Origin of the sequence: Sorangium sp. So ce362 (genome assembly GCF_051519845.1) — a bacterium.
Taxonomy (GTDB): domain Bacteria; phylum Myxococcota_A; class Polyangia; order Polyangiales; family Polyangiaceae; genus Sorangium.
This window is the reverse complement of the sequence record NZ_CP150332.1, coordinates 8,498,571-8,521,769: the sequence shown is the minus strand read 5'-3', so window position 1 is coordinate 8,521,769 and position 23,199 is coordinate 8,498,571. Positions and strand designations below refer to the sequence as shown.

The following is a 23,199-nucleotide window of genomic DNA, read 5'->3' as shown; positions in this document are numbered from 1 at the left end:
GTTCCTGACTCGTGCAGTCCGACGGTACGAGCTCATTGACAGAACGGGCCTTATGCGATCAGGCAGGTCTTCCACGCCTGAAACGCCTGGGATTACCGCGACGTAGCACCAAGCGGAAGGCATCCTACCGTATAGCTGTACCCTACTGACACTGATCGCAGATCGTGATCGGCGGGGCTCGACCCCCGGATCGCAGTCGAGTACAGGACGCGGGTGGCCGATGCCACCGACACGCCGATGACGGAGTCCCGCAGCGCCGAGCAACGCGTCGCCGAGCTCGAGGCGGCGCTCGCCGCGGAGCGCGTGGCGGTCGCGGCGCTGACCGTCGAGCGCGACACGCTGCGGCTCGCCTACCGCAACCTGCAGCACGAGCTGGAGTTGATGCGGCGCCGGCTCTTCGTCGCCAAAGCCGAGCGGCTCGATACGACCCAGCTCGAGCTCGAGTTTGCCCACAAGCTCGCGGCACTCGGCGCGCTCAACCAGCAGCTCGGACAGCCCGCTGCGTCCGCGCCGGCGGATCCAACCGAGACGGGCGGGGCGCGCCCGCCTGGCGGCAAGCGCAAGCCGACTGGGCGTCGCGACCTACGCGAGGCCGACCTCCCGGAGGAACGCATCGAGCTGACCGACCCGCTGCTCGAGGGCTCCGCCCCGAGGATCGGCTGGGAGGAGAGCTGTCAGCTCGCCTGGCGGCGCCCGAGCCACGTCCGCATGGTCATCGCCCGCGCCAAGTACCGCGACGCCGGCGCGGCGGACACTGCCGAGCCGACGATCGTGACCGCACCGCTGCCGCCGCAGATCCTGCCGCGCGCGCTCGCGACACCGTCGCTCCTGGCGCACATCCTCAGCGACAAGTTCTGCGACGGCCTGCCGTTCCATCGCCAGGAGTGTTAGACTCGCCGCATGGGACTCTTGACCTTCAGCATCAACGTCACCCTGGACGGCTGCGTCGACCACCAGGAGGGAATCGCCGACGACGAGACACACGCCTTCTTCACCCGCCTCATGGACGAGGGCGGGGCGATGCTGTGGGGCCGCGTCACCTACGAGATGATGGAGAGCTACTGGCCGGCGGTCGCCCGCGGCGACGAGGAGGCGCCGCCGGCGATGCGCGAGTGGGCGGTCAAGCTGGAGGCCAAGCCGAAGTACGTGGTGTCGTCGACGCGAAAGGACTTCCCGTGGACCAACAGCCACCACATCGCGGGCGACCTGCGCACGGGCGTGCAGAAGCTCAAGGACGCGACCCCGGCCGGCGTGCTCCTCGGTAGCGGCAAGCTCGCGACCGAGCTGGACCGGCTGGATCTGATCGACGAGTACAAGTTCCTCGTCCACCCCAGGATCGCCGGCCACGGCCCGACCCTGTACCAGAGCGGGCTGCCCAGCACGCGACGGCTCGAGCTGGTCTCGGCGAAGCCGCTCCGCAGCGGCGCGGTCGCCATGCACTACCGGCGCGCGCGCTGACTCAGAGCAGCCCCATCGCGCCCAGCTCGCGGGCCAGCGCGTCGTCGGAAGCCTTCTCGCCGCGCAACACGGCGTACCCGCTGCACGAGCCCCGTCTTGAGCATGACCGGCTGAGCGGTGCAGGGGATGGCGGATGCAGCTACGTGGAAGAGGCATGTGGCGGCCTGGCGTGCGAGCGGAGACGTCCGGCGTCCTGGTCACCACCTTCTCCGGCAACGGCTTCGACCATCGGCGTCCAGATGTAGCCAGGATGTACGGAGTTCACTCGGATGCCGTAGCCTGCCTTCGAGCAGTGCAGCGCGGCTGATTTGGTGAAGAGCCGTACATCTCCCTTGCTGGCGCTGTAGGCGGCGAGGTTCGGGTCGCCGATGATGCCTTCGATCGAGGCGACGTTGATGATCGACCCGCCGCCGCTCTCCTTCATCGCTCCGATCGCAGCCTGGGTGCCGACGAACACCGCATCCAGGTTGATCGACTGCAACCAGCGCCACTTCTCGAGCGTCTCGGTCTCGACGTTCGAGGTCGAAGCGACGCCGGCGTTGTTCACGAGGATGTCGAGCTTGCTCACGAGCTGCACCTGGGGCTCGTGCCAAGTATGCCGTTTTACGTCGCAACGCAGTACGCCATCAATCAGGAGGCAGCGTGGCGGCGCTGCTTCACGGATGGGCGCTTCGAGATCGACATCGGCGAAGTCGAACGGCGGATACGATGTGTAGCGCTTGGAAGGAAGAACTACTTGTTCGCCGGTTCGGACAAGGGAGCTGAACGCCTCGCCGTCGGCTACACGGTATTTGGCTCGTGCCCGATGCACGGAGTCAACCCGCTCGCCTGGGCGACGGACGTGATCGGCATGCTGCAGGCGGGCTGGTCGCGCGAACGGCTGGACGAGCTGCTGCCCGCCGCGTGGGCGCGAGCGTCGCTCGCGGCTCCGGCCGCTGGCGACGCCGGCGCATCCTGAACAACGCGGGCCTCGGTCTGCGACGCGGGCGAAGACCGCCTCGCCGAGCATCCTCCTACGCCCGCCTTCTCGGCCAAGGCTGGCGCGGGGCCGTGGGCCGACGCCGCCCCGCGCCCAGCATCGTCGACCTCAGCGAGACCCGCAAGGGGGCCATGCCCATGGCGATGGCTTGGCGGTTACCGCGCTCAGGCCCGCCACCCTTCGACCTGACGAACTCTAGCCAGCACGCTCGAGCGCGACGGCTCGCAGCGCGCGCCAGATCGGTTCCTCCTCCTTGAGGAGGTCGTCGGCACTCTCGCTGTCGGGGTTCGAGCTGCACGACGTCGCCCGCGCGCGGCCGTTCCGCGGGCGGGCGGCTCCTCGGAGCGCGTCGTGGGGCAGGTCGCGGGGACCGCGCGCTGACGGACGAACGCCTGGGGCTGCGCACGATGCCGCCCGTGGAGCAGCGTCGCCCGCCTGCGCGGCCCGACGACCGCGCGTCTGGAGCCGTCGAGGGCGCGAGGGTAGCTGCTCCTGCCATATCGGAACCTCCGTTGTTGTGGTGTTTCGGGATCGGGACGGAGCCTGCACGAGAGCCCGTGAGGAGGCCCGAAAAGGTAATTCTGACGACCCGGTATCTCGTCGCGAGTTACCGGGATCTGGTCAGGTGTGGAAACCGCTTTGGTGACGCGCAGTTGGACCGCTTCGAGGGGGCTCCCGAGGGGCCGATTGGGGGGGGCGAAGGCGGTCGATTTGGTAATTTTGCGCGGGGTCGGCTGAGGGTCTCCGGCGAGCCGCCGACGTCCGTTTTGTCGCATACGTAGGCAAGGGCGACGCGCGGCGGGCACGACCGCGGGGCGGCCCGCGGCCGCGACGCCGGGCGAGCTGGCCCCGCTCGACGGCCGGGCCGTGGGATCGCCGGAGGGGTCACCCCGCACACCGAGGTCACGTGATCGGGCCCCAGCGAATGCCAGTCAGGTCACGGTGCCACGTGAGAACCGGCGTCCTCTTGGTCGCACGCTACATCAGACTTGAATGCCGTCGCCCTCGCCAGGAGCCGACTCTTGTACTGTGCTTTAACGCTCTTTGAAGTTGAACGGAAAATGAAGGCTTCGCTCTGGCAGGTTTGTGGTTCGGTGCTTTTGTAGACGTATGAGCTCGCGGCGCTGGTACGAGCTCGCGTGCGGAGTTGTCCGCGCGCCGAGCCACGTCCTGGAAGAGTGTTTTCAGATGAACAAGCAGACCCGGTGCCACCTGCGCGCGATCGCACGGCTGCACCCCGAGATCGGCAACCTGTGTGATCAGCTTGAAGCGTCCTGGAACGCCGTGCGAAGGATCGCGCACGCGCCGGGGGCGGCGGCGCAGTGGGAGCGCGCGGAGCAGGTGCTCGGTGAGCTCGTGGAGAAGCGCCGGGCGACGGCGCCGCGCCGGTCGAGGCTGGAGGCTGCGCGCCTGGAGGCGCTGAAGCGAATGGGACCACCGATGGAGGGGGGAGGAAAACTTGAAAGCAGCATGCGAGCCGCGTGGGAGGCGGCGGAGCGCGGGACGCCTGCGAGGGTGCCCGACGTAGCACCAAGCGGAAGGCATCCTACCGTATAGCTGTACCCTGCTGAGCTGGGCGGGACCGGCCACGCCCGCGGGGGCGGCGCCGGTCGGTGCGCGCGCTCACTCGGGGATCGATTGACAGGGGGATATCAGCGTCGGCTCACCGACTTTCAGCGAAGCTCCGTCATGCTCGACCAGCAGATAGCTGATCTGTCGACCACAGGTGTTATACTCCGCGAGGTCGATCACGACCTCCTCCGAGGCCCCGCTGCCCTTCAGGGTCAGGGTCAGCGTGACGGTGCTGTCCGTCGGGCTCGGCAGGATGCCGTACGAGCAGAGATACCGCGCCGGGAGCGACGTCGGGCACCCTCGCAGGCGGGCTTCGCGCTCCCCCGAGCGGTCTCCCTCCGCCAGGACGACCACGTCGAGCTCCGCCTCTGGCGTCGAGCCGCTGATCCCGAGGATGAGCCTCGGCCAGATGTCGCGCTCACATCCGCCATTGCAGCGGCTCGACCCTCCCGCGGAGCCGTCTCCCTCCGACGGACCCGCGCCGCAACCGACGACCAAAACGCAAGCAATGGCACTCCACCCAATTTTCATGCTCACCTGACGCGTGGTTAGGATCTTCTTCAGCGCTTGGCAGTACCGGCACAAGGAGCAAGCGAAGACGGTCCGCCAAGGCCTCACGCTCACCCGACTCTCAGTTACCATCCTTCAGCGCTCGGCAGTGCCTGGCCAGCCCCGGATCAGTGAAGCTGCACATGTCTGGGCATTGCTGGGCTACCGCGTTCAACCGGACCTGCGGTCCCGCGCCCGAACCGGCGTCGCGCAGGCAGCAGTCCTGTCCTGGCACATCCGGTGTGCAGGTGACCGTCGTGCCGTCTTCCCTGCCGCACTCGCATTGATGGACAGACATGCTCCCGTCGCCGCTCCCTCCCCCGGAGCAGCCGAGGCTCTGCATGGGCTGGTCCGGGAACGAGGCGGATATGTCCATCACCATCGGCCGCCCCTCCGCCCATTCCTCCAGGTCCAGCGGGACGTCCGCCAGCGTGACCGTCCCCGAAAGCGCCGTGTAGACCCGCCTCTTCTCCCAGCCGCGCACATCGATCAAGCGCACGAGCGCGCTGTCCCTGTGCTCAGGCAAGCCGTCCCCTCCGCTCATCTGCGGGACGATGTTGAAGGCGCCGGAGCGCGCGCTGTTCGCCGTGACGGATAGATACCAGAAGTCCCCCTTGTTGGTCTCCGATCCAGAGTACAAGCTGCATGGCGCATCGATCCCCCCCTGATGAACGGCAGCGCGCACGATCGCTCCGTCCGGCGGATCGGCCCTGTAGGAGAGGGAGAAGGTCGCCGACTCGCCATCGAGCGACGCAAGCACCTGCTTCCAGTCTCCCTGCGGCGTTTCAGCACCACCGCAGCCGGCCAAACAGCCATAGATAACCATACCCGCCGCCGTCCACCCATTCTTCATGAGGTCACCCTAACGCGGAGACTGGTCGGGGAGAAGGGCCTCGGAGATCTCCGAGACCGCGCACACGTCCCCGTGTTTCCTGAGCGCCTGAGCGTGAGGCCAGGCCGCATCCTCCAGCACATGAACCCCCACCGGGATGGCGTCGGAGATCGCCGTGACCACGGCTCCGCTCTCCGGAGCCGCGCGGTCCGCGGCGACCTCCTGGACCTGCCGCCGGCCGACGTAGTGCACGACGCATGCAGCCTGGATCGGCGCGGCCACGTCTCGCTTCCTCTTCGCTCCCCGATCGAAGTACCCGCACTCGAACCGCTTGACCTCGACCTCCGACGCTCCGAAGCGCATGGACGCGAGAGCGGACATGCGCTCGTTGGTGACCGACATGTCGTGCACGTCCTGCCGCTCGCCGAGCGCGGCGTACTCAGGCCAGTCGTAGGAGAACGCCACCGGGGTGCGATCGTTGGCAAACGTCACCGCGATCTTCGAGCCGGCGCCGAGGACGGCGATCCCGTTCACCGTGCGCCCGAAGACGATGGTGTTGGCCACGACGTTCTCGTACTGCTTGGGCCCCGCGCCCTCGCCGCCTCCGTGGACCTCGTACTCGCTCTTCAGCGGGACAAGCTCCTCGCCAGCCTTCGTCGTGACCAGGCCCCCGAGCGTCTTCGAAATGAAGCTCTTGCCGATTTGCTCGAGCTCCTCGTGCGAGATACGGTCCTTCACCGCCACTTTGCCCGCCGCCGCCTGCTCCAGATAACCGCGGTTGTCGAACTCCACCCTGGTGCCATCCTCCCTCACTCGAATGGACCACCCGCTCGTCGAGGTGACCTGCAGGCGGCCCCCGTCGACGTTCTGGCGCTCGCTCCCCTCCGCGAGCCGCAGGACGCCGGCCGACGCTCGCAGCCGGGACGTCACGAGGCTCGCCACTTCAGCATTGCCCCTGCCGGGCAGGCGCCGCAGCAACTCCACCGTCTTGGCGCCGAGCCCGCTCGCGCGCGAACGAGCCCCGAGCTCCGCCCGGTACGCGCTCTCACGAGCTTGAGCGCCGGACGACAGCGCCGCGATTGACGCGACCAGGGCCGCGACCACTGACCTTTTCATCATTTGTCGATTCACTGTAGCTCCTCCTCTAGACCAGCCGACGTCAATCAAACATCTTCCCAGGCCACGTAGCACCAGTGGGTCACGTCCCCGTCCCTTCGCCTCGGGAAAGACGTGTAGTTGTTCCACGTCATGCCGTCGCGACGAGACTCGCAGTCCGCGAGGCTATTGCCGAAGGAAACGGCGGCGGCGTCGTTATCGAAGTACCAGTCGCTCAGCGCGTCCTTCCACGCGTTCCTGAGGGACTGGCCGCCCTGGATGTTGTCAGCGAAATCCTCTCCGACTTCGTCGGTCGTATCGGAGTTCCAGACTTCGTCATGGCTGCCCAGAATGATGCGCAGCCCGCCCTTCATCGCCACGTTCCAGCGTTGCCACGTGCGGTCATCCGAGTACTTCAAGGTCTCGCAGGCGTACGAGGCGAAGATGCTCAGGCCAACCCCCTCGTTCCCCCATCGCAGGTTCGTCGAGTGCACGAGATCGCCGTCGTCCCACATCGTGTAGACCGCGGAGTCGAACCAGCCGCCGCCGTGGGTATTGGCGAACATGAGGTCCACGTCTTCGACGAAGACCTGGTCCGACGCCCCCTCCCAGAATGGCTTCGCGCCGTGGAGGTTCCAGTAAAAGACCTTGGTATCGGTATCGTCGAGCTCGTCGTTGAACGCGGAGCAGCGATCCCACGCGTCAATCACCTCGTCCTGCCAACCGTTCTCGAAGGTCTCCTGGCAATACGTGCCGAACCGCTTTGCACTGACAGACGCCTGCGGCTCCTCGTCCAGCTCCTCCGGTGCCCCGACCGCCTCGACGGTGCATCCGGCCGCGGCGAGCAGCGATAGACCAAGAAATCTAGATATCAACTTCCACGATGCCTGTGTCATTTCACCACCTCGATCCAATCCAGCTGATCCAAGGACAAACGCAGCCGCCGTGGAGGCCGGGCGCGCCGGCACAGCCCATCTGAGGCATGCGCCAGAAGGCGCGCCGTCTCTCCGCGTCCCCAGGTGCGAGACAGCGACGGCGTTCCGGATGGAACATTGCAAGCGGCTTGCCATCGCCACACGCCGTGCGAAGTCCTCGTCCGGCAGATCGGCTCTCGTGAAGAAAAGCCTCGCCGGCACCGGCAAAGCCGCGATCCGGACGCGAACGTCCCACGCTACGAAGCGAGGATCTCACGCGGCGTGAGCACGAGGAGCGGCGCGGTGAGCGTCTCGCGCGCGGGACATGTCACGGCGGACGGCCTGCGAGCGCGTGACATGTCACGGGACATGTCACGGCGGACGGCCTGCGAGCCCCCCGGGGGAGCGCCCCTCCGCCGTCGCCCGCGCTACCGTGCAGGCTCCGCGCTCACTGTGGATCCAGGCCGCTGCAAGCGCCCCGCAGCGAGGCGAAGCGCATGGAGGCACGCGAGCGCGCTGCCCCCTCGATCGGACGCGCTGAACCGGACGTACGGAACTAGAGCAGCGAGATCCGCTTCATCAGCGTGCCGCACAGATCGCTCTGCGGGTTGCGCTCGCGCTCGATCTTGAGGCCGGCGCGGAAGATCTTGTCGGCGCTCTCGGCGGATAGGACAAGCAAACGCGTTCCGCGAAGTCAAGATTCTCGGAGCCGTTCCTGACTCGTGCAGTCCGACGGTACGAGCTCATTGCAGAACGGGCCTTATGCGATCAGGCAGGTCTTCCACGCCTGAAACGCCTGGGGCTACCGCGACGTAGCACAAAGCGGAAGGCATCCTACCGTATAGCTGTACCCTACTGAGCCCAGCACGCCGGCGCTGAGCACCCCCCCCCGCGCCCGGAGCCGGCGGCGCCGCTCGTTGAGCAGCGCGGTGGAGCGCTCCAGTAGCCCTTCTCGGTGAGGCGCAGCGCGGAGACGCTGCCCCCGAAGCCGGAGCCCACGATCGCGAAGTCGACGTGGTGGTGAATCCCAGCTGGCCGCCTCGTGCGCGGTTTTCTTTCGCTCGCGGCCCGCCGTCAGGTCACGCCGAGCGCGATCATGGCGCGCGCGACCCGCAGGAACCCCGCGACGTTCGCGCCCACCACATAGTTGCCCGACACGCCGAGCTCCTCCGCCGTGTCGTAGCACGTGCGATGGATGTTCGTCATGATCTCGGCGAGCCGCTTTTCGGTGTGCTCGAACGACCACGAGTCGCGGCTCGCGTTCTGCTGCATCTCGAGCGCCGAGGTCGCCACGCCGCCGGCGTTCGCCGCCTTGCCGGGGCCGAACGCCACCCCGGACTCGAGGAAGACGCGCACGCCGTCGGGCGTGGTGGGCATGTTCGCGCCCTCGGCGACGGCGCGGCATCCGTTCTTCACCAGCATCGCCGCGTCGCGCGCGTTCAGCTCGTTCTGCGTCGCGCAGGGGAGGGCGATCTGGCACGGCACCTCCCAGACATTGCCGCCCGGCACGAAGCGCGAGCGCCGGCCGCGCCGCGTCGCGTACTCGCTGATGCGAGCGCGTTCGACCTCCTTCACCTGCTTGAGCAGCGCGAGATCGATGCCGTCGGGGTCGTGCACGTAGCCGCTCGAGTCCGAGCACGCAACGACGTGGGCCCCGAGCTGCTCCAGCTTCTGGGTCGCGTAGAGCGCGACGTTGCCCGAGCCCGACACCACGCACGTCTTGTCCGTGAGCTTCTCGCCGCGCACCCGCAGCATGTCGGCGACGAAGTAGACGGCGCCAAAGCCGGTCGCCTCCTTGCGCACCAGCGAGCCGCCCCACGCGAGGCCCTTGCCGGTGAGCACGCTCGACTCGTAGCGGTTCGTGAGGCGCTTGTACTGCCCGAACATGTACCCGAGCTCGCGCTCGCCCACGCCGATGTCGCCCGCTGGCACGTCGGTGTACTCGCCGAGGTGGCGGTGGAGCTCGGTCATGAAGCTCTGGCAGAAGCGCATGATCTCGCCTTCGGACCTCCCCTTGGGGTCGAAGTCCGCGCCGCCCTTGCCGCCGCCGATCGGCATCCCGGTGAGCGCGTTCTTGAAGACCTGCTCGAAGCCGAGGAACTTGATGGTCCCGAGGTAGACCGTCGGGTGGAAGCGGAGGCCGCCCTTGTAGGGACCGAGCGCGCTGTTCACCTGCACACGGAAGCCGCGGTTCAGCTGCACCTCGCCGCGGTCGTCGACCCACGGCACGCGGAAGATCACCTGGCGCTCGGGCTCACAGATGCGCTCGATGATCTTGTGCCGCGTCAGCTCGGGATGCTTGGAGAACACCGGGCCGAGGGACTCGAGGACCTCACGGACCGCCTGGTGGAACTCCGATTCGCCGGGGTTGCGGCGAACGATCTGCTCGAAGAGTGGCTCAACTTTCTCGTCCAAATGCACCATGTCGAGGGGGGGTATACACCGGCGCGGCGCGCGGTGCAGTCATCGTCGCCATCGCCCCCGTTTATTCGGAGTATGCAGCCCGCCCATCTGGGTAGTATCGGTGTTAAATTGTTAATGCAGTGTAATTTTCAGGAGGGAGGCGGACCGCAAAGGGACCTTCTGTCACCTGACGCGGGCGTGGCGGTTCGCCCTTGACATCGCATGGCGTCGAGAATTGTTGAGAGCATTGGTGACCGAGCTTACGGCGGTCAGGCGAGAGGGGAGGGGGCGGTGACGGCCCAAGCCGCGGCGACCTTCGAGCTCTGCTTCGGCGAAACCGCCCCGCACGGCCTCATCGCAAGATGCGCTAACGAGGCTGCGCTGCGAGGCGGAGGCTCCGCTGCCCGCTGCGCGCGAAGCCCTGAAGGCGACTCTTCCTGCTCGTCCCGTCGGTGACGTCCAGCAGGAGGAGAGCGGCAGCGCCAGACGGTATGTCCGTGATCGGGACGGTGAGCGTCGGCTCGCCAGACCAGGGTCACGTCGCCTGCGGCCGGTGCCGAGAGCAGCTATCGCCGGTCGGTCGTCCGCTGGGACGCGCCGGCGTCGACGCCGCAGCCGGCCACGAGGAGGCTCGCCGCTCCAGCACACGCAGGCTTCAAGACCTTCGTCATGGTGCTCATTCAAAAGTCCTCCGTGACAATAGATTCCGTGAGCCGGTCCGGGCCACGTCGCGCATGAGGCTGCGGGCAGGAGTCCCCACGCTCACGAATGATGTACACGATGCGAGGTCGGGCGTGGTTTACCGCGAACCTCCGGGGAGATTAGCCGGACATCCTCGCGCAGACCACGGCTTCGCGTCAATCAAAATGCACGTTTTGGCCCGCGGTTCCGCGGTTTCGCGGTTGCAGCAGAGCGCAGCAGGTCACCGTGGATCGCAACGGATCGTCATGACATATTGGGGCTCAGCACGGATGCTCGAACACGAGGATGGGTATCTCGATGCTCGGGGGCCGCGATGATGACCCTCCGCGGCCGCCGTGCCGGCGCTCGAGAGGGCGGCGGCTCCAACAAGGGGAGGCGTCGAGCCGCATGTCTACGGGAGGACTTATGCAAGTGATCGTCGCGGGCGCCGGGATCGGCGGCCTGGCCGTGGCTCTGGCGCTGCACGCCTCGGGCCATGAAGTGACAGTGTTCGAGGCGGCGTCCAGCATCCTGCCGCTCGGGGTCGGCATCAACCTCCTGCCCAACGCCGTCGAGGTGCTGGGCGAGCTGGGCCTGGCCGAGGCCCTGCTGGCCCACGGGGTGGCGACCCGCGAGATTGTCTATTTCAACCGCTTCGGCCAGCGCATCTGGGGCGAGCCGCGCGGCCGCTTCGCCGGGCATGCCGCGCCGCAGATCTCCCTGCACCGCGGCGTCCTGCAGGGCGTGCTGCTCGACGCCGCCGTCGAGCGGCTGGGCCCTGACCGGGTGATTTGCGACCGGCGCTTCTCGGGCCACGAGGAGGGCGGAGGCCGCGTCGTGGCGCTCTTCCTCGATCGCGCGGGCGCGGCGTGGCAGGTTCCCGCCGACCTCCTGATCTGCGCCGACGGCATCCACTCGGCGGCGCGCGCCGGCCTCTATCCGGACGAGGGGCCGCCGATCTACGGCGGTCGCCTCCTGTGGCGGGCGACCAGCCTGGCGGCGCCCTTCCTCACCGGCGCCAGCATGATCATTGCCGGGCATCAGGACCAGAAGTTCGTCGCCTATCCGATTTCCCCACCGGAGCCGGACGGCCGCCAGAGGATCAACTGGGCCACCGATCTCGCGGTCGGCAGGAACCTGCGACGGGAGGACTGGAACCGGCCGGGCGACCCGGCCGACTTCCTGCCCAGGTTCGAGGACTGGCGCTTCGGCTGGCTGGATGTGCCCGGCCTGATCCGGGACGCCGAGGCGATCTACGAGTTCCCGCTGGTTGACCGCGATCCCCTACCGCGCTGGAGCCATGGGCGCATGACGCTGCTGGGCGACGCCGCCCATCCCATGTATCCGAACGGCTCCAACGGGGCCACCCAGGCCATCCTGGACGCCCGCGCCCTGGTCCGCGCGCTCGCCGCCCATGCCGATCCGGTGGAAGCGCTGGCCGCCTACGAGGCCGAGCGCCTGCCCGCCACCGCCGCCATCGTCGCGGCCAATCGCCGCAACGGTCCGGAGCAGTGCCTGCAGATCGCCTACGAGCGCGCGCCCGGCGGCTTCGACCGTATCGAGGACGTCTTCGCCCCCGGCGAGCTGGAGGCCATCTCCGCCCGCTACAAGGTGCTGAGCGGCCTGCAGCGCGCCTCGGAGCCCCTCGGGCGCTGACAAGAGCCCCCGGCGCGCTCGCGGATCTCGCCCAGCTCCCGCGCAAGCCCTTGCCCCACGACCCCTGAAGCGCCGTCCGTGCGCAGCACCAGCGTTTGCGCGAGGGCACGGCAACGACGTCCGTCCCTGGTCACGTCGGCGGCTGTCCGCCCGTGGTTGCGCGCGTTCGCCGATGACAGATCGGTGGCGCAAGCGAAGATTCTCCGTTGCAGCGCGTCGGCCCGCGATGAGGCGGCGCAGCGGCGGCTCCGGGAGATCTCCGAGCGCCTGACCGGCGTCACCCGGCCCGTCTGACCAGGCCGAATCGGGTAACTCGATCGGGCGGATCTTGTTACGGTGACCGGATGCCTTCTCAGCGCACCCTGCTGCCGCGGTCGGCGCGGGCTGCCTCGGGGATGTCGTCCCGTTCGATCGCCGCGCTGCTGGACCGGCTCGAAGCGCAATCCATCGAGTGTCACTCCCTCATGGTCGTACGCCACGGGCACGTCGTCGCCGAAGGCTGGTGGGCGCCGTACTCGGCCGAACGCCCGCACCTTCCCTACTCGCTGACCAAGTCGTTCACCTCGGTCGCCGTGGGGCTCGCGATCGCCGACGGGCTGCTCTCGCTGGACGACAGGGGGGGTGGACGTGTTGCCCGACCACGTTCCGGCCGGCATCTCGGAGCAGGGGCGCCGCCTCACCGTTCACCACCTCCCCTTGCCCCCAGCTCGGGCTCGGCTGCTCGGGCGACACGAAGAGGTCGACCGTGACCTTGTTGCCGATCGTGAGCCCCACGAGCTGCTCCGGGGTCAAGCTGCTCCCCATCGCGGTGAGCTTCGCCTGGATGCTGTTCCTGAAGGCCGTCGGCGCGGTGGTGAACTTGTTCAGGTAGTTGTTGTGGAGCGGGATCATCAGGCTCTCGCCCGCCTCGTGCTCGCTGGGCACGGCCGCCCCGTAGGCGAAGCGGTCGATGTCGTCCGCGGCCGCGAGCCGCTCCACCACGCCCGGGAAGAACGTGCCCTGGAAGCTGGTGACGCGCGGATCGCCCGACGCGCTCGTGAACAGCTTCCCGGCCCGGTTGTCCGACACGAACGAAGGCACGACGAGCAGCCAGCCGCCGGTCGGACCGGCGTGCGCGGTCTCGAACTGCCGGAGCGTCCAGGAGCTCAGCGGGAGGCCACCCGGCCTCACGAACTCGTTGGTGCGTATCTGGCCCCCCTCGGGGCCGTAGTGATCGATGTGAACGACGGGCTCGAACCCGCTCAGGCCATCGAAGTAGAAGTCGCGCAGCTCCGCCGCCCTCGTCGCCGGGCTCTTCGCGGGGTCGGACTGGTCGAGCCAGAACTGGACGACCGGGAGGCACCCGAGCCGCCCCTGGCTCGGGGTCGGGTTGGGGAGCTGGGCCTCGAAGATGATGAAGTTGCGGTTCAGGCCGTTGGTGATGCCCGACCTCTTCGCGAAGACGATGCGGTACTCGCCGCAATGGGCGCCGTCCGGCGGCGCGAGGTCGAAGCGGTTCGCCAGGGTCGTGGCCATGTACGCGCAGTCGCTGCTCGGGTCGGCGAACGGATCGCTGTCGATGTCGTCCGCGGAAGCGGGGGAGGACCAGAGCCGTGGGGATCACCCTTCGTTCGGTTGCGCGTCGCGGTGAAGACGAGTGGGACGAGGGGAGGCTGCGCGGGGTGCTTGCCGAAACGAGCAAGGCGGCGTGATCGCCGCCCTGCTCGCGCCGGTTCGGCTGTTACTTGGGTTGAATGGACCAAGGAATGTTGAGGAGCGTGGCGTACTCCGAGGCCGAGTTCAGGGCCCAGGCGCTGAAGTTCCAGGTGCCATCGCTGCCCGCTGGGTAGGACGGATCACTCGGTGGCAGCTGACTACCGAAAATATAAGGATAGTAGAAAGGGTCCGGCGCAGGCTTGGGGGCGCGCAGCACGCTCTCGCTGAGCCCTGCTTGGCAGGCGGTGCTGTCGGGGCGCACCGTGCCGCCATCGGTGGTCGTGTTGTAGAGAACACCCCTGCAATCGCCAATGGCGCTCGTGGTGTCGTAGTAGCCGATGGCGCCGGTGCGGTTGGGGACGTTGTTCACCGTGACCACTGCGTGCGTCACGCCTGAGCGCAGCCAGGAGACCTCCCAGTCATCGACGAAGTAGATGGCGCCAACCACGCCCCCCGAGTAGTCGCCGAGGACGGCGCCGGTGCTGAGGACATCCTCAAAACGGCCAGCTATAAGCTCTCCGACGATACCACCGGCAGCGATCGTCGCTGGACTGCCAAAGGTGGGACTGATTGTCACGTCGGCGAAAGCCTCGCGGATATGGGGGGGCTGGCCTCCGTTGCTGTAACCGGTCCCGTCCGCCTTCCCCACGATGCCGCCCGCGCTCTGGACGAGGCCATTCACGGTGCCTTGGGCCCAGCTGCGGTCGATCAGGGTATCGATGCCAATTTTTCCGACGAGCAGGCCGGCGCTCGCGCGCGCACTCATGCCAGCGGTGCCAGTGACGGTGCCAGTGACGGAGCTGTCCTTCATGGTCGTTCTGCTCGCCCAGCCCACGAGCCCACCCACGGCCTCCTGGCCGGTCGCCGACACGTTGGTGAGCTTGACGTTCCGGACCTCGGAGTCATCCGTGCCCGCGAAGAGGCCTGTACCGAAGACGCCGGATTTGATCTTGAGGTCACTGATCGTGTAGCCGTTGCCGTCGAAGGTGCCGCTGAACCAAAAGGCACTTTGCTCGCCGATGGGCTCGAACTCTTGCCCGGCGGTCTGCGTTGCAGACGCGTCGATGTTCGCTGCGAGCTCGTAGTCACCGGTGGTGCCCATGGCGCGCAGGTCGGCGAGGCTGGCGATGCTGATGACGAGCCTTTGCTCATGCGAGCGGACGTCTTCCTCTTCTTCGAAGAGCTGCGCGTCTTCAGGTGTGAGCGTGCAAGCGGAGGCGCCTAAGCTCACCGCCGCTATCCCGAAGGCGAGCCAGAGTTTCTTGAGTTCGTTGTGATGAATTTTCATGGTTTTCTCGATTGATGAGGCAAGCCTTGGGCTCGAAGGCAGGCGCCTTTGATCACCAGTTTCGCCTTCACCCGCTGCCGCTCCGCCAAATCTGGCGCAATCGACAGGGGCGCTTAGGCGTCGTCAAAGCTTTCCAGGCAGAGCGGCAATCGGGGGGCTGTCTCCCGAGTAGGCGGCCCGAGTGGACGGCCCGAGCCGCGAAGGGCGCATTTTGTCGCGCCAAAGAGTCGAGCCAGTAGGGTACAGCTATACGGTAGGATGCCTTCCGCTTGGTGCTACGTCACGGTAATCCCAGGCGTTTCAGGCGTGGAAGACCTGCCTCATCGCATAAGGCCCGTTCTGTCGATGAGCTCGCACCGTCGGACTGCACGAGTCAGGAACGGCTCCGAGAATCTTCTGGCTCTCCGAGATGTTTGGTGGAAGCGCGGCTGCGTGACCTGGTCCCGGCCCCCGCGGCGTTGCGGGCGAGCTCGGCGCAGGAATGGCGCGGTGCGATTGGGGATGGAACGCGCACAGCCGACGGGCTACCTCGGGGGTTACGACACCAACCCTTGGAGCCCGATCGGCTGTGCGCGCGACCACTCTGCTCAACAATGTCCTCGGAATCAAGTTCACTCGCGTCACGGGCGCGCAATTCACGGCGGACGGGCTGGTCTGCGACGTCGAGCCGACCACGGAGATCCCTCGCTGCGGAGGGTGCGGTCGCCCGGTGAGGAAGGTGTACGACCAGCGGAAACCGCGTTGCTGGCGTCACCTCGACCTCGCGGGGATGTCGCTGGAGCTCCGGTACTCGCCGCGGCGGTTGCGTTGCCCGCGGTGCGGAGTGACTACCGAGATGGTGCCGTGGGCCGACCCGATGAGCTGGTTCACGCACGCTTTCGAGGAGACGGTCGGCTACCTGGCGCAGATGACCTCGAAGACCGTCGTCTCGACGATGATGCGCGTCGCGTGGGCGACGGTCGGTGCAATCATTAGTCGCGTGGTCGAGCGGCGGCTTCCCCGCGACATCCTCGACGGGCTCACGCACATCGGCATCGACGAGCTCTCCTACAGGAAACACCACAAGTACGTGACCATCGTGGTCGACCACGTCACCGGGCGCGTGGTCTGGGCGCGAGAGGGGAAGAACGCCGACACGCTCCGGGCCTTCTTCCAAGAGCTCGGCTCGGAGCGATGCGCGCTCATCCAGGCGGTCACGATCGACATGTCGAAAGCGTACATCTCGGCGGTCTCGGAGTCGGCGACGAACGCGCAGATCATCTTTGACCGCTTTCATGTCCAGCGGCTGGTTCATGACGCGCTCGACGAAGTACGCCGTGCAGAAGTGAGGACAATCGAAGACCCCGAAGACCGCAGCGCGCTGAAGCATACCCGATTCGCGTTGCAGAAGAACCCTTGGAATCTGACTGCAATCGAGCAAGCGAAGCTGACGGAACTGCCGAAGACGAACGCGACGCTCTACCGCGCCTACCTGCTCAAGGAGTCGTTCGCAGCCATTCTCGATCGGCGTCAGCCGAATGTCGTACTGGCGAAACTCGAAGAGTGGATGTCGTGGGCCACGCACTCGGGTCTCAAGCCCTTCGCCAAAGCGGCGCGAACGATTGGTCACCATCTCGACGGCATCGTCGCCTACGTCGCGAGCGGGCTGTCGAACGCACGCTCGGAAGGCACCAATGGCAAGGTGCGCACCATCACGCGACGGTCCTACGGCCTCCACGGAGCCTCCTCCCTCATCGCGCTGATTCATCTCTGCTGTTCAGGTCTCTCGCTGCAACCTGTTCACACGTGGCCACGCTTCCACCAAACCTAAAAGAGAGCCAATCTTCTTTGCGGAACGCGTTTGCTTGTCCTATCCGCCCTATCCGCTCATGACCGACACCAGCATCTCGTCGACGCACGTCCCGTCTGGTCGCGCCCGGCGCGCCGCCCGTCACGGCGACGCGCTGGCCCTCTTGCTCCTCGGCGCCCTCGGCCCGGTCGTCGGATGCGCCGACGACGAGCTCGCGCTCGAGGCCCCGGTCGAGACCTCCGCTCAGGAGCTCACGCGCATCCCCAACATCCCGGACGAGGCCCTCCAGAAGACGCTGGCTCCCCTCCGAGCCCTCGAGGTCCCTGGCAGGGTTTACATGAAATCGGGTCGCCGTGGAGGGCGCGGCGTCCCCTGTGTTCCTCAAGGGAGGCGCCTACCGGAACACCGATCCCGGCCAGTTCGCCCACGCCGACAACGTGAGGCTGAACGGCAACCTGCTCTACCGCCGTGGGTTCGATCAGGGCCCTTACAACTTCCCGCTCGGGCACCTGAACGCAGCGGAGCACACGCTCGAATTCTGGCTGGCCGCCAGCGGCTACGATCCTGCCCGGGTACGGCGCCGATCAGGACAGCATCCGCGACCACTTCACGGTGCTCTACGAGTGGTCGCCGCCGTACGACGTGCACACGAAGCTCACCGCGGCGTTCCGGCGGACGACGGACGAGTCGAGGTTCTCGTTCCTGGATCACGCCGTGGCGGCGGCGCAGGGGAGCGGATAGGACAAGCAAACGCGTTCCGCAAAGTCAAGATTCTCGGAGCCGTTCCTGACTCGTGCAGTCCGACTGTACGAGCTCATCGACAGAACGGGCCTTATGCGATGAGGCAGGTCTTCCACGCCTGAAACGCCTGGGATTATCGCGACGTAGCACCAAGCGGAAGGCATCCTACCGTATAGCTGTACCCTACTGAGCCTCCGCAGTTGCGCCACGGCGTCGCCAGGCATCATCGCGGAGAGAGGTGGATCGCCCGCGCACGCCCTCGCGCTTGCCTCCCCGGCACAGGACTGCTGCATGCCGACAGCACTTTGCCGGAGGCCTCCGGGGCGCTTCGGCACGCAAGCACCACGCGCGGGCGATCTCAGCAGAGCCTGCGGGCGTGGGCGAGCGGCAAGGCTTCGGCAGCGAGTCGACGCGAGCGGCGGGCTCGACGTTCAGTCCAAACTTGCTCACCCCTCCGATGCCACCGGCAGCCCGAGCAACCGACCGATCGCCTCGTGAACGACCCGGGCCCCTACCTCATCGCCAAGGGCGACGGCGCGGCCCAGGGTGCTGGCGAGCGAGGCGACCAAGGCCGCCCGAGGCGACGGATCGGTCGCGGCGAGCTCCCCAGCGTAGGCCGCGGTGAAGGGCTCGCGGCATCACCGGTCCCACCGTACGGCCACGCTGCGCGCGCTGGTCGACATAGAACACCTTACGCGATCCACTCCCCTCCTGGAAAAGCGACGCTGTATCAACAGCTTGTCCATGCATCTACGGGGCCGCTTTCACTCCACAACCTGCGGGCTCGCCGCGCCACGCGGGACGCGCTGATTGGGCGTTGGGGGAAAGCCCCTTGTTCTGGTTGTGCCACAGCGAAAGTGGCGCAATCTGCGTGCTTTACGCGAGACTCGTCGCTTCGCGATCTCTCGCCATCATGGCGGCGCCCCGACGTCATTCGGTATCCCAGTCGCAGCGTAGGAAATGGCGCTGCTGCCGGAAGATCAATGCCGCGTGCCTGCCGCGAATGCCGAGATGAAACTGCCGCCTGTCAGCGTCCGCGCGCTTGCGAAGTGCAAGCACTTGCTGTCCGGCCATGCGCCAGAAGGTCGGCTCCAGATAGGCTGGGGCTGGTTCGTCCTGCGCCGAGTAGGCGATCGCGACGAGCTCGCCCTCGCCGCCGTAGTTGACGATCAGTGTGACGCGCGTAGTCGAACAATGAACGCTGTACGTTGCCTGAGCGAGACGCGGCCAAGCCAGTACTCCGAAAGCGACGAGGAGCGCGCTGAGCAGCTGATTCACGGGTCGCGCGCCAGCAAGCTCCGTGCCGCAGATCGATGACGCAATTCACGCGCGCGGACGCCTCGCCGCGTGCGTGAGCAGCCACCGCCCGTGGCAAAGCAACCTCGCATCCGCCGCGGCCGGTGAAGCCGAGGGAGATGGAAATCCAAACGTTTCGGAGACGTCAAGCCCCAACTGCGGGACCTGCCCTGGATCGACAGAGCCTTCTTCTATGCGATCCGGCCCTCCTCTTCGGCGGCGCCCCGGGACTGATCCAATCCGGAGCCTCTTCGAGATCCACCACCCCGGCGCTGTGGTGGATCCACGGCGGCGCTTTCGTGATCCACCGAGCGCGGCGCGCACATGGATCTCGACCGCGACAGGCTGGTCATATCTCGCACTTTTCTGCGAGATTTGCACTGACCCATCAGTCACAGTTGGGCGGCCGAGACCCCGAGGCGCCACCACGTCTCCGGCGAGACGGCGCTCCCACTCGCCTCGGGGTGTCAAGCGACAGTAACTTCTGACCCCCTTACGACAGTAAAACTGACCCCCCTCCCGCGCTCCTGGATCACCTGGCCGGCGCGGTGGATCAGCTGGGCGCCGAAGGGTGGATCAGAGGTAGGGCGCCGCTGAAGCCTCCTGGAACAACGACGCTATATCAATCATTTATCCATGCATCGACGATGAAGCAGCCCTGAGGTCAAGGGCTCGAGCGCTCTCTTTGCGCGGCGGGCGGGCTTCGGCTCGGCAGCGGCGGCGCTCGGCGTCGTCAGTGCAGGTCGTTTCGGCATGGACCTCTCCCTTCGCCCTGGTGGGGCGTCGTTCCGCTTGTGCTTGAGCGCCTCATCGCGTCCGCAGGAGCGAGCTGTGGCTCGATCGACGATCCGCATTCACAGGCCGGCGGTCGCCCTGGTGGCCTGGATGCATACTGGGGTCCGAAACGGGACCGTGGAGGCGCATTCTAGGGAACGGGATGTTCGACCCACAGGCCGAGCACCCTCGATGCTTCCGTGCTCATCCACGTGGCCCTCTTTCACGCTCCCAGCGGCTAGGGTCGGGAGGTGCTGTCAGCAACTCCCGCAGCGGAGGCTCCCGTCACAGTTCGCCAAATCCCCGCTGCAGTACCTTGAGCTACGCAAACGAAGGGTCCGGGCGCCTACGAACGAGCGCCTGGGCAACGTGATCGTCGCCGGCGAGGACGGGAACATCGTCGCGGACCCGCTCCTCTCGGATCTCCTCGCCGGCGACTGCCACCTGAGCGACGGGTCGCCCGCGCTGACGGCCGGTTGCCTGGGCGAGGACGGCGCCCGGCGCGTCCCCGCGGGGGCCCACGGGGGGCGCTGCGCGCCTGGTAGCTCTCCATCGCGGGCGCTCACTCGCCCGGGAAGAGCTCCTCGGCCGTCATGTACTTCGCCCCGAGCGCTTGCGCGAACTCCCGGTCGCTTTCCATATCGCCGACCATAACCAGGTGCTCGCGCGCGAGCTTATGGCGCTGGATCAGCGATATCCCGAGCCCCGGCAGGGGCTTGCGGCAGAAGCAGCCGACCGGAAACGCCGGGTGCGGGCAGTACACGACCTCGGCCACGGGCAGGCCGAGGAGCTCGATCGTCCGCGAGAACGCGGCCAGGACAGCCTCTTCGGTCACCGATCCTTTCGAGATGCCGCTCTGGTTTGACACGAAGAAGAGCGCATATCCGTCGTTGACCCAGCGCTCCAGGACCGCGCGCCGACCGGGCAGGAGCTCGACGTCGTCGGGGTCGCGCGGGTAGATTTCGCCGCTCTTTGTCCTTCGCAGCGTGCCGTCGACGTCGAGGAGCAGGCCCTTGCCCGTGAAGAGCGGATCAACGCGCCGGGCAAACGGGATCTCCTCGACCACCGAGAACCCCTCATCCACGTGCGGCGCCTCAAAATTCGCGGCCCACCGCGAGAGCGCCTGCGGCGGCGGCAGGTTGGGATCCTCTTTGCCGAGCGCTTTCATGTCCTCCGGCCCGAGCAGCTTGCCGTGGCGCTCGAGGACGCGCAGGACGACGTTCGCGTAGGCCTCGTTGATGGGCGTGGCCAGGTACCGGCACCGGACCGGCACGCCGTGCGCGTGCGCCATCCGGAGCACCGCATAGCGCGACGCGCGCGTGCCGTACGTATTGTCGAGGACCACCCGCGTTTGCCCCGAGGTGAGCAGCTCTCCGAGCTTCTTGACCACGCCGTCGAGCGTGCCGCCGAGCTCATCGCGGTTCAGGCGCGCGTACCCTTTGGCCGTGTAGCGGGCGACCTCCGACGATTTGCCTGCCCCTTGAATGCCCATGACCACGACCACCTCGGGCGCATCGCCCGGGCCTTCGCCGGGCTCGAGCTTGCGCAGGCCGGCGGGGATCACGGGGGGCGCGATCGAGGCCAGCACATCGGCCGTGGGCGCAAAGCTGGTCTTCGAGAGGTCGGCTCGATCGCGCGCGCCAAAGGGGACCCGGAGCGCGCGCAAGCAGGACTCGACGCTCGCCCGCTTGGTCGCCCCGAACAGGGGAAGGACCGGGGGGCCGAGATCGAGCAGGGCCGCGAGGGCCGCCTCGTGGGGCGTGATGCTGTGCCGCGCGGCGATGGGCTTGATCGCGCGGTTCTTGAGGAGGCTATCGACCTTGGCGTGACCGCCGAGCGGCCGGTGGGCGAGGAACGGGATGCCCATGTGCTTGGCGAGCTCGATGAGGCCTCGGGCGGCGCTGCCGCGATCGAGAACGCTCAGCTCCTCCTGGATGGCCCGCACCGGAAAGTGCCGCTCGGCCTGGCGGACCACTGCGATGGTGGTGTTGCTGAGGCCGAGGTGCTCGATGAGGCCCTCTTTCTGGAGCTCGGCGAGGGCGGCGAGGCTCTCTTCGAGGGGGGTCTTGGGGTCGGCCACGTGGAGGAGGAGCATGAAAATCCGCGAGACGCCGAGCGCCTTCAGGCTGCCCTCGACCGTGCGGCGCAGGTGGTCGCGGCTGCCGTTCGGGACCCATCGCCCTTTGGGTCGGGTGAGGCCCGCCTTGGTGATAACGCGCACGTCGTCGCGCGGGCCGGACCAGGCGTCGAGCGCCTTGCGGACGAGGCGCTCTCCATAGTGGACCTCGCGGTCGGTGAGGCAGTAGGAGTCGGCGGTGTCGAGGAGGCGTATGCCTTGATCGAGGGCAACGTGGATGACGGCGGTCGCGTCCTCTTCCGAGGGGCGCCCCTCCGTGGCCAGCCGGAGCAGGCCGAGGCCGAGGGGAACGTCGAGGGGGCCTAGGACACCGTAGGGCGAGGGGGCGGGAGTCACGGAGACGCTGACGTAGCCAGGTCCGCGGCTCGATGCAAGCGCTAGCGCTGATGTTGCAGGGGCTCGGCGGCGTGCGCAGCGAGCGGCCCTCGACGGGCCTGGCGCTGGTGCTCGCCGGTAAGCTCGCGGTGCCTGCGTGGGCGGGTAGGACAAGCAAACGCGTTCCGCAAAGAAGATTCTCGGAGCCGTTCCTGACTCGTGCAGTCCGACGGTGCGAGCTCATCGACAGAACGGGCCTTATGCGATCAGGCGTGGTCTTCCACGCTTGAAACGCCTGGGATTACCGCGACGTAGCACCAAGCGGAAGGCATCCTACCGTATAGCTGCACCCTACTGGCATGATGCGCCGTTGCCGCAGCCAGAACGGCGGATCGCTGATCGCCAGGCCGTTGCCGAAGACGGGCTGTACGGTCTCCCTTCTCGTCATCGCCACCACCCTCGCCGCGGGGGCGGGATGCACCGCTCCCGACCGGCGTTTCTCGGACAGCGGCGCGGGCGGCGGAATGGGCGGCGGTCCGATCGATGCGCAAGGCGGCGGGGGCGACGCCGCATCCGGCGGGGGCGACGGCGGGGGCGCGTCCGGCGGGGGCGCGTCCGGCGGGGGCGGCGGAGGTGATCCTGGATGCCAGATCCCGCCAGACGGCCCCACGCTCGCCGACGCCATCATGGTGGCTGCGGGCGGCAGCCATACGTGCGCGATCCGGCATGACGGCTCTGCGCGTAGGCAAATCAAGCCGGATCGCAGCGCGAGGAAGTGTAGCGCAGCAAACCGAAGGGGTGGGACCGCGAGCGTCGTGATGGCTCGGTCCTGGGTGTTACCGAGCACGCTCCTTGATGGGCGTGACCGTGCAGGTGGAGGCCGGCCGGGCGCTCGGATTGCCGACGTTCATGTTGTTCCAGGGGAAGCAGTCCCGGAGCACGCACGACGACGTGATGGTGCCCTGGGCTGGAATGCCGAGCCGATACAGCTCCTCGAGCCGCCTGTTTCGAGCGGCGGCTCGTCG

The 23,199-nt window shown here is 67.5% G+C and carries 16 protein-coding genes and 3 pseudogenes; 8 read left to right on the top strand and 11 right to left on the bottom strand.

The annotated features are described in order from the left end of the window. Window positions 1–213 precede the first annotated feature (213 nt). Entirely contained in the window at window positions 214–891 is a 678-nt protein-coding gene (locus tag WMF17_RS32800; protein ID WP_437644937.1) for a hypothetical protein, read from the top strand. Between the two features lie 9 nt (window positions 892–900). Continuing rightward, complete coding sequence (locus tag WMF17_RS32795) at window positions 901–1,458, top strand: dihydrofolate reductase family protein (RefSeq protein WP_141254428.1); 558 nt, start codon at window positions 901–903, stop codon at window positions 1,456–1,458. A 205-nt stretch (window positions 1,459–1,663) separates the two neighbouring features. On the opposite strand, the pseudogene WMF17_RS32790 reads toward WMF17_RS32795, so the two are convergent. Next, window positions 1,664–2,023: pseudogene (locus WMF17_RS32790) on the bottom strand (SDR family NAD(P)-dependent oxidoreductase); the annotation flags it as partial. Here WMF17_RS32790 and WMF17_RS32785 point away from each other — a divergent pair. Both WMF17_RS32785 and WMF17_RS32780 read left to right on the top strand, forming a co-directional pair. After that, window positions 2,021–2,416, top strand: a pseudogene (locus WMF17_RS32785) (IS66 family transposase); the annotation flags it as partial. The pseudogenes WMF17_RS32790 and WMF17_RS32785 overlap by 3 nt on opposite strands. Before the next feature lie 1,209 nt (window positions 2,417–3,625). Beyond that, the gene (locus WMF17_RS32780; protein WP_437644935.1) at window positions 3,626–3,994 is read left to right on the top strand and encodes a hypothetical protein; all 369 of its coding nucleotides are present in this window, start codon (window positions 3,626–3,628) and stop codon (window positions 3,992–3,994) included. Window positions 3,995–4,060: 66 nt separating this feature from the next. Here the strand turns inward: WMF17_RS32780 and WMF17_RS32775 are convergent, their stop codons facing one another. From WMF17_RS32775 to gdhA, 6 genes are all read right to left on the bottom strand, one after another. Next, window positions 4,061–4,363 (bottom strand): hypothetical protein, encoded by a 303-nt coding sequence (locus tag WMF17_RS32775; protein ID WP_437597163.1) that lies wholly within the window; start codon window positions 4,361–4,363, stop codon window positions 4,061–4,063. Window positions 4,364–4,640: 277 nt separating this feature from the next. Continuing rightward, a complete protein-coding gene (locus WMF17_RS32770; RefSeq protein WP_437644933.1) occupies window positions 4,641–5,411 on the bottom strand; it encodes a hypothetical protein in 771 nt (256 codons plus the stop codon). Window positions 5,412–5,420: 9 nt separating this feature from the next. Further along, window positions 5,421–6,509 (bottom strand): hypothetical protein, encoded by a 1,089-nt coding sequence (locus WMF17_RS32765; RefSeq protein ID WP_437644931.1) that lies wholly within the window; start codon window positions 6,507–6,509, stop codon window positions 5,421–5,423. Between the two features lie 44 nt (window positions 6,510–6,553). Further along, on the bottom strand, window positions 6,554–7,381 hold the full coding sequence (locus WMF17_RS32760) for a DUF6345 domain-containing protein (RefSeq protein WP_437644930.1): 828 nt from the start codon (window positions 7,379–7,381) through the stop codon (window positions 6,554–6,556). A 574-nt stretch (window positions 7,382–7,955) separates the two neighbouring features. Beyond that, complete coding sequence (locus tag WMF17_RS32755) at window positions 7,956–8,078, bottom strand: hypothetical protein (protein WP_437597157.1); 123 nt, start codon at window positions 8,076–8,078, stop codon at window positions 7,956–7,958. A 395-nt stretch (window positions 8,079–8,473) separates the two neighbouring features. Beyond that, window positions 8,474–9,823 carry an NADP-specific glutamate dehydrogenase gene (gene gdhA, locus WMF17_RS32750; protein ID WP_437597156.1) on the bottom strand — a complete coding sequence of 450 codons (1,350 nt, stop codon included), beginning with the start codon at window positions 9,821–9,823 and terminating at the stop codon, window positions 8,474–8,476. 1,086 nt (window positions 9,824–10,909) lie between these two features. Here gdhA and WMF17_RS32745 point away from each other — a divergent pair. After that, a complete protein-coding gene (locus tag WMF17_RS32745) occupies window positions 10,910–12,139 on the top strand; it encodes a flavin-dependent oxidoreductase (protein ID WP_437644929.1) in 1,230 nt (409 codons plus the stop codon). 344 nt (window positions 12,140–12,483) lie between these two features. Beyond that, a pseudogene (locus WMF17_RS32740) lies at window positions 12,484–12,696 on the top strand (serine hydrolase domain-containing protein); the annotation flags it as partial. 1 nt (window position 12,697) lies between these two features. Here WMF17_RS32740 and WMF17_RS32735 read toward each other — a convergent pair. Next, the gene (locus WMF17_RS32735; RefSeq protein WP_437644927.1) at window positions 12,698–13,654 is read right to left on the bottom strand and encodes a hypothetical protein; all 957 of its coding nucleotides are present in this window, start codon (window positions 13,652–13,654) and stop codon (window positions 12,698–12,700) included. Window positions 13,655–13,859: 205 nt separating this feature from the next. Beyond that, the gene (locus tag WMF17_RS32730) at window positions 13,860–15,122 is read right to left on the bottom strand and encodes a GLUG motif-containing protein (protein WP_437644925.1); all 1,263 of its coding nucleotides are present in this window, start codon (window positions 15,120–15,122) and stop codon (window positions 13,860–13,862) included. A 481-nt stretch (window positions 15,123–15,603) separates the two neighbouring features. Between WMF17_RS32730 and WMF17_RS32725 the strand changes: the two genes are divergently transcribed. Next, window positions 15,604–16,932, top strand: a complete 1,329-nt coding sequence (locus WMF17_RS32725) for an ISL3 family transposase (protein WP_437644356.1) — start codon at window positions 15,604–15,606, stop codon at window positions 16,930–16,932. A gap of 591 nt (window positions 16,933–17,523) precedes the next feature. Next, a complete protein-coding gene (locus tag WMF17_RS32720) occupies window positions 17,524–17,652 on the top strand; it encodes a hypothetical protein (RefSeq protein ID WP_437597152.1) in 129 nt (42 codons plus the stop codon). 930 nt (window positions 17,653–18,582) lie between these two features. Here the strand turns inward: WMF17_RS32720 and WMF17_RS32715 are convergent. Together WMF17_RS32715 and WMF17_RS32710 are read right to left on the bottom strand one after the other, a co-directional pair. Further along, window positions 18,583–18,930, bottom strand: coding sequence for a hypothetical protein (locus WMF17_RS32715; protein ID WP_437644923.1), 348 nt, complete (start codon window positions 18,928–18,930; stop codon window positions 18,583–18,585). Between the two features lie 1,354 nt (window positions 18,931–20,284). Next, window positions 20,285–22,195 carry an aldo/keto reductase gene (locus WMF17_RS32710; protein WP_437644921.1) on the bottom strand — a complete coding sequence of 637 codons (1,911 nt, stop codon included), beginning with the start codon at window positions 22,193–22,195 and terminating at the stop codon, window positions 20,285–20,287. Between the last annotated feature and the right edge of the window lie 1,004 nt (window positions 22,196–23,199).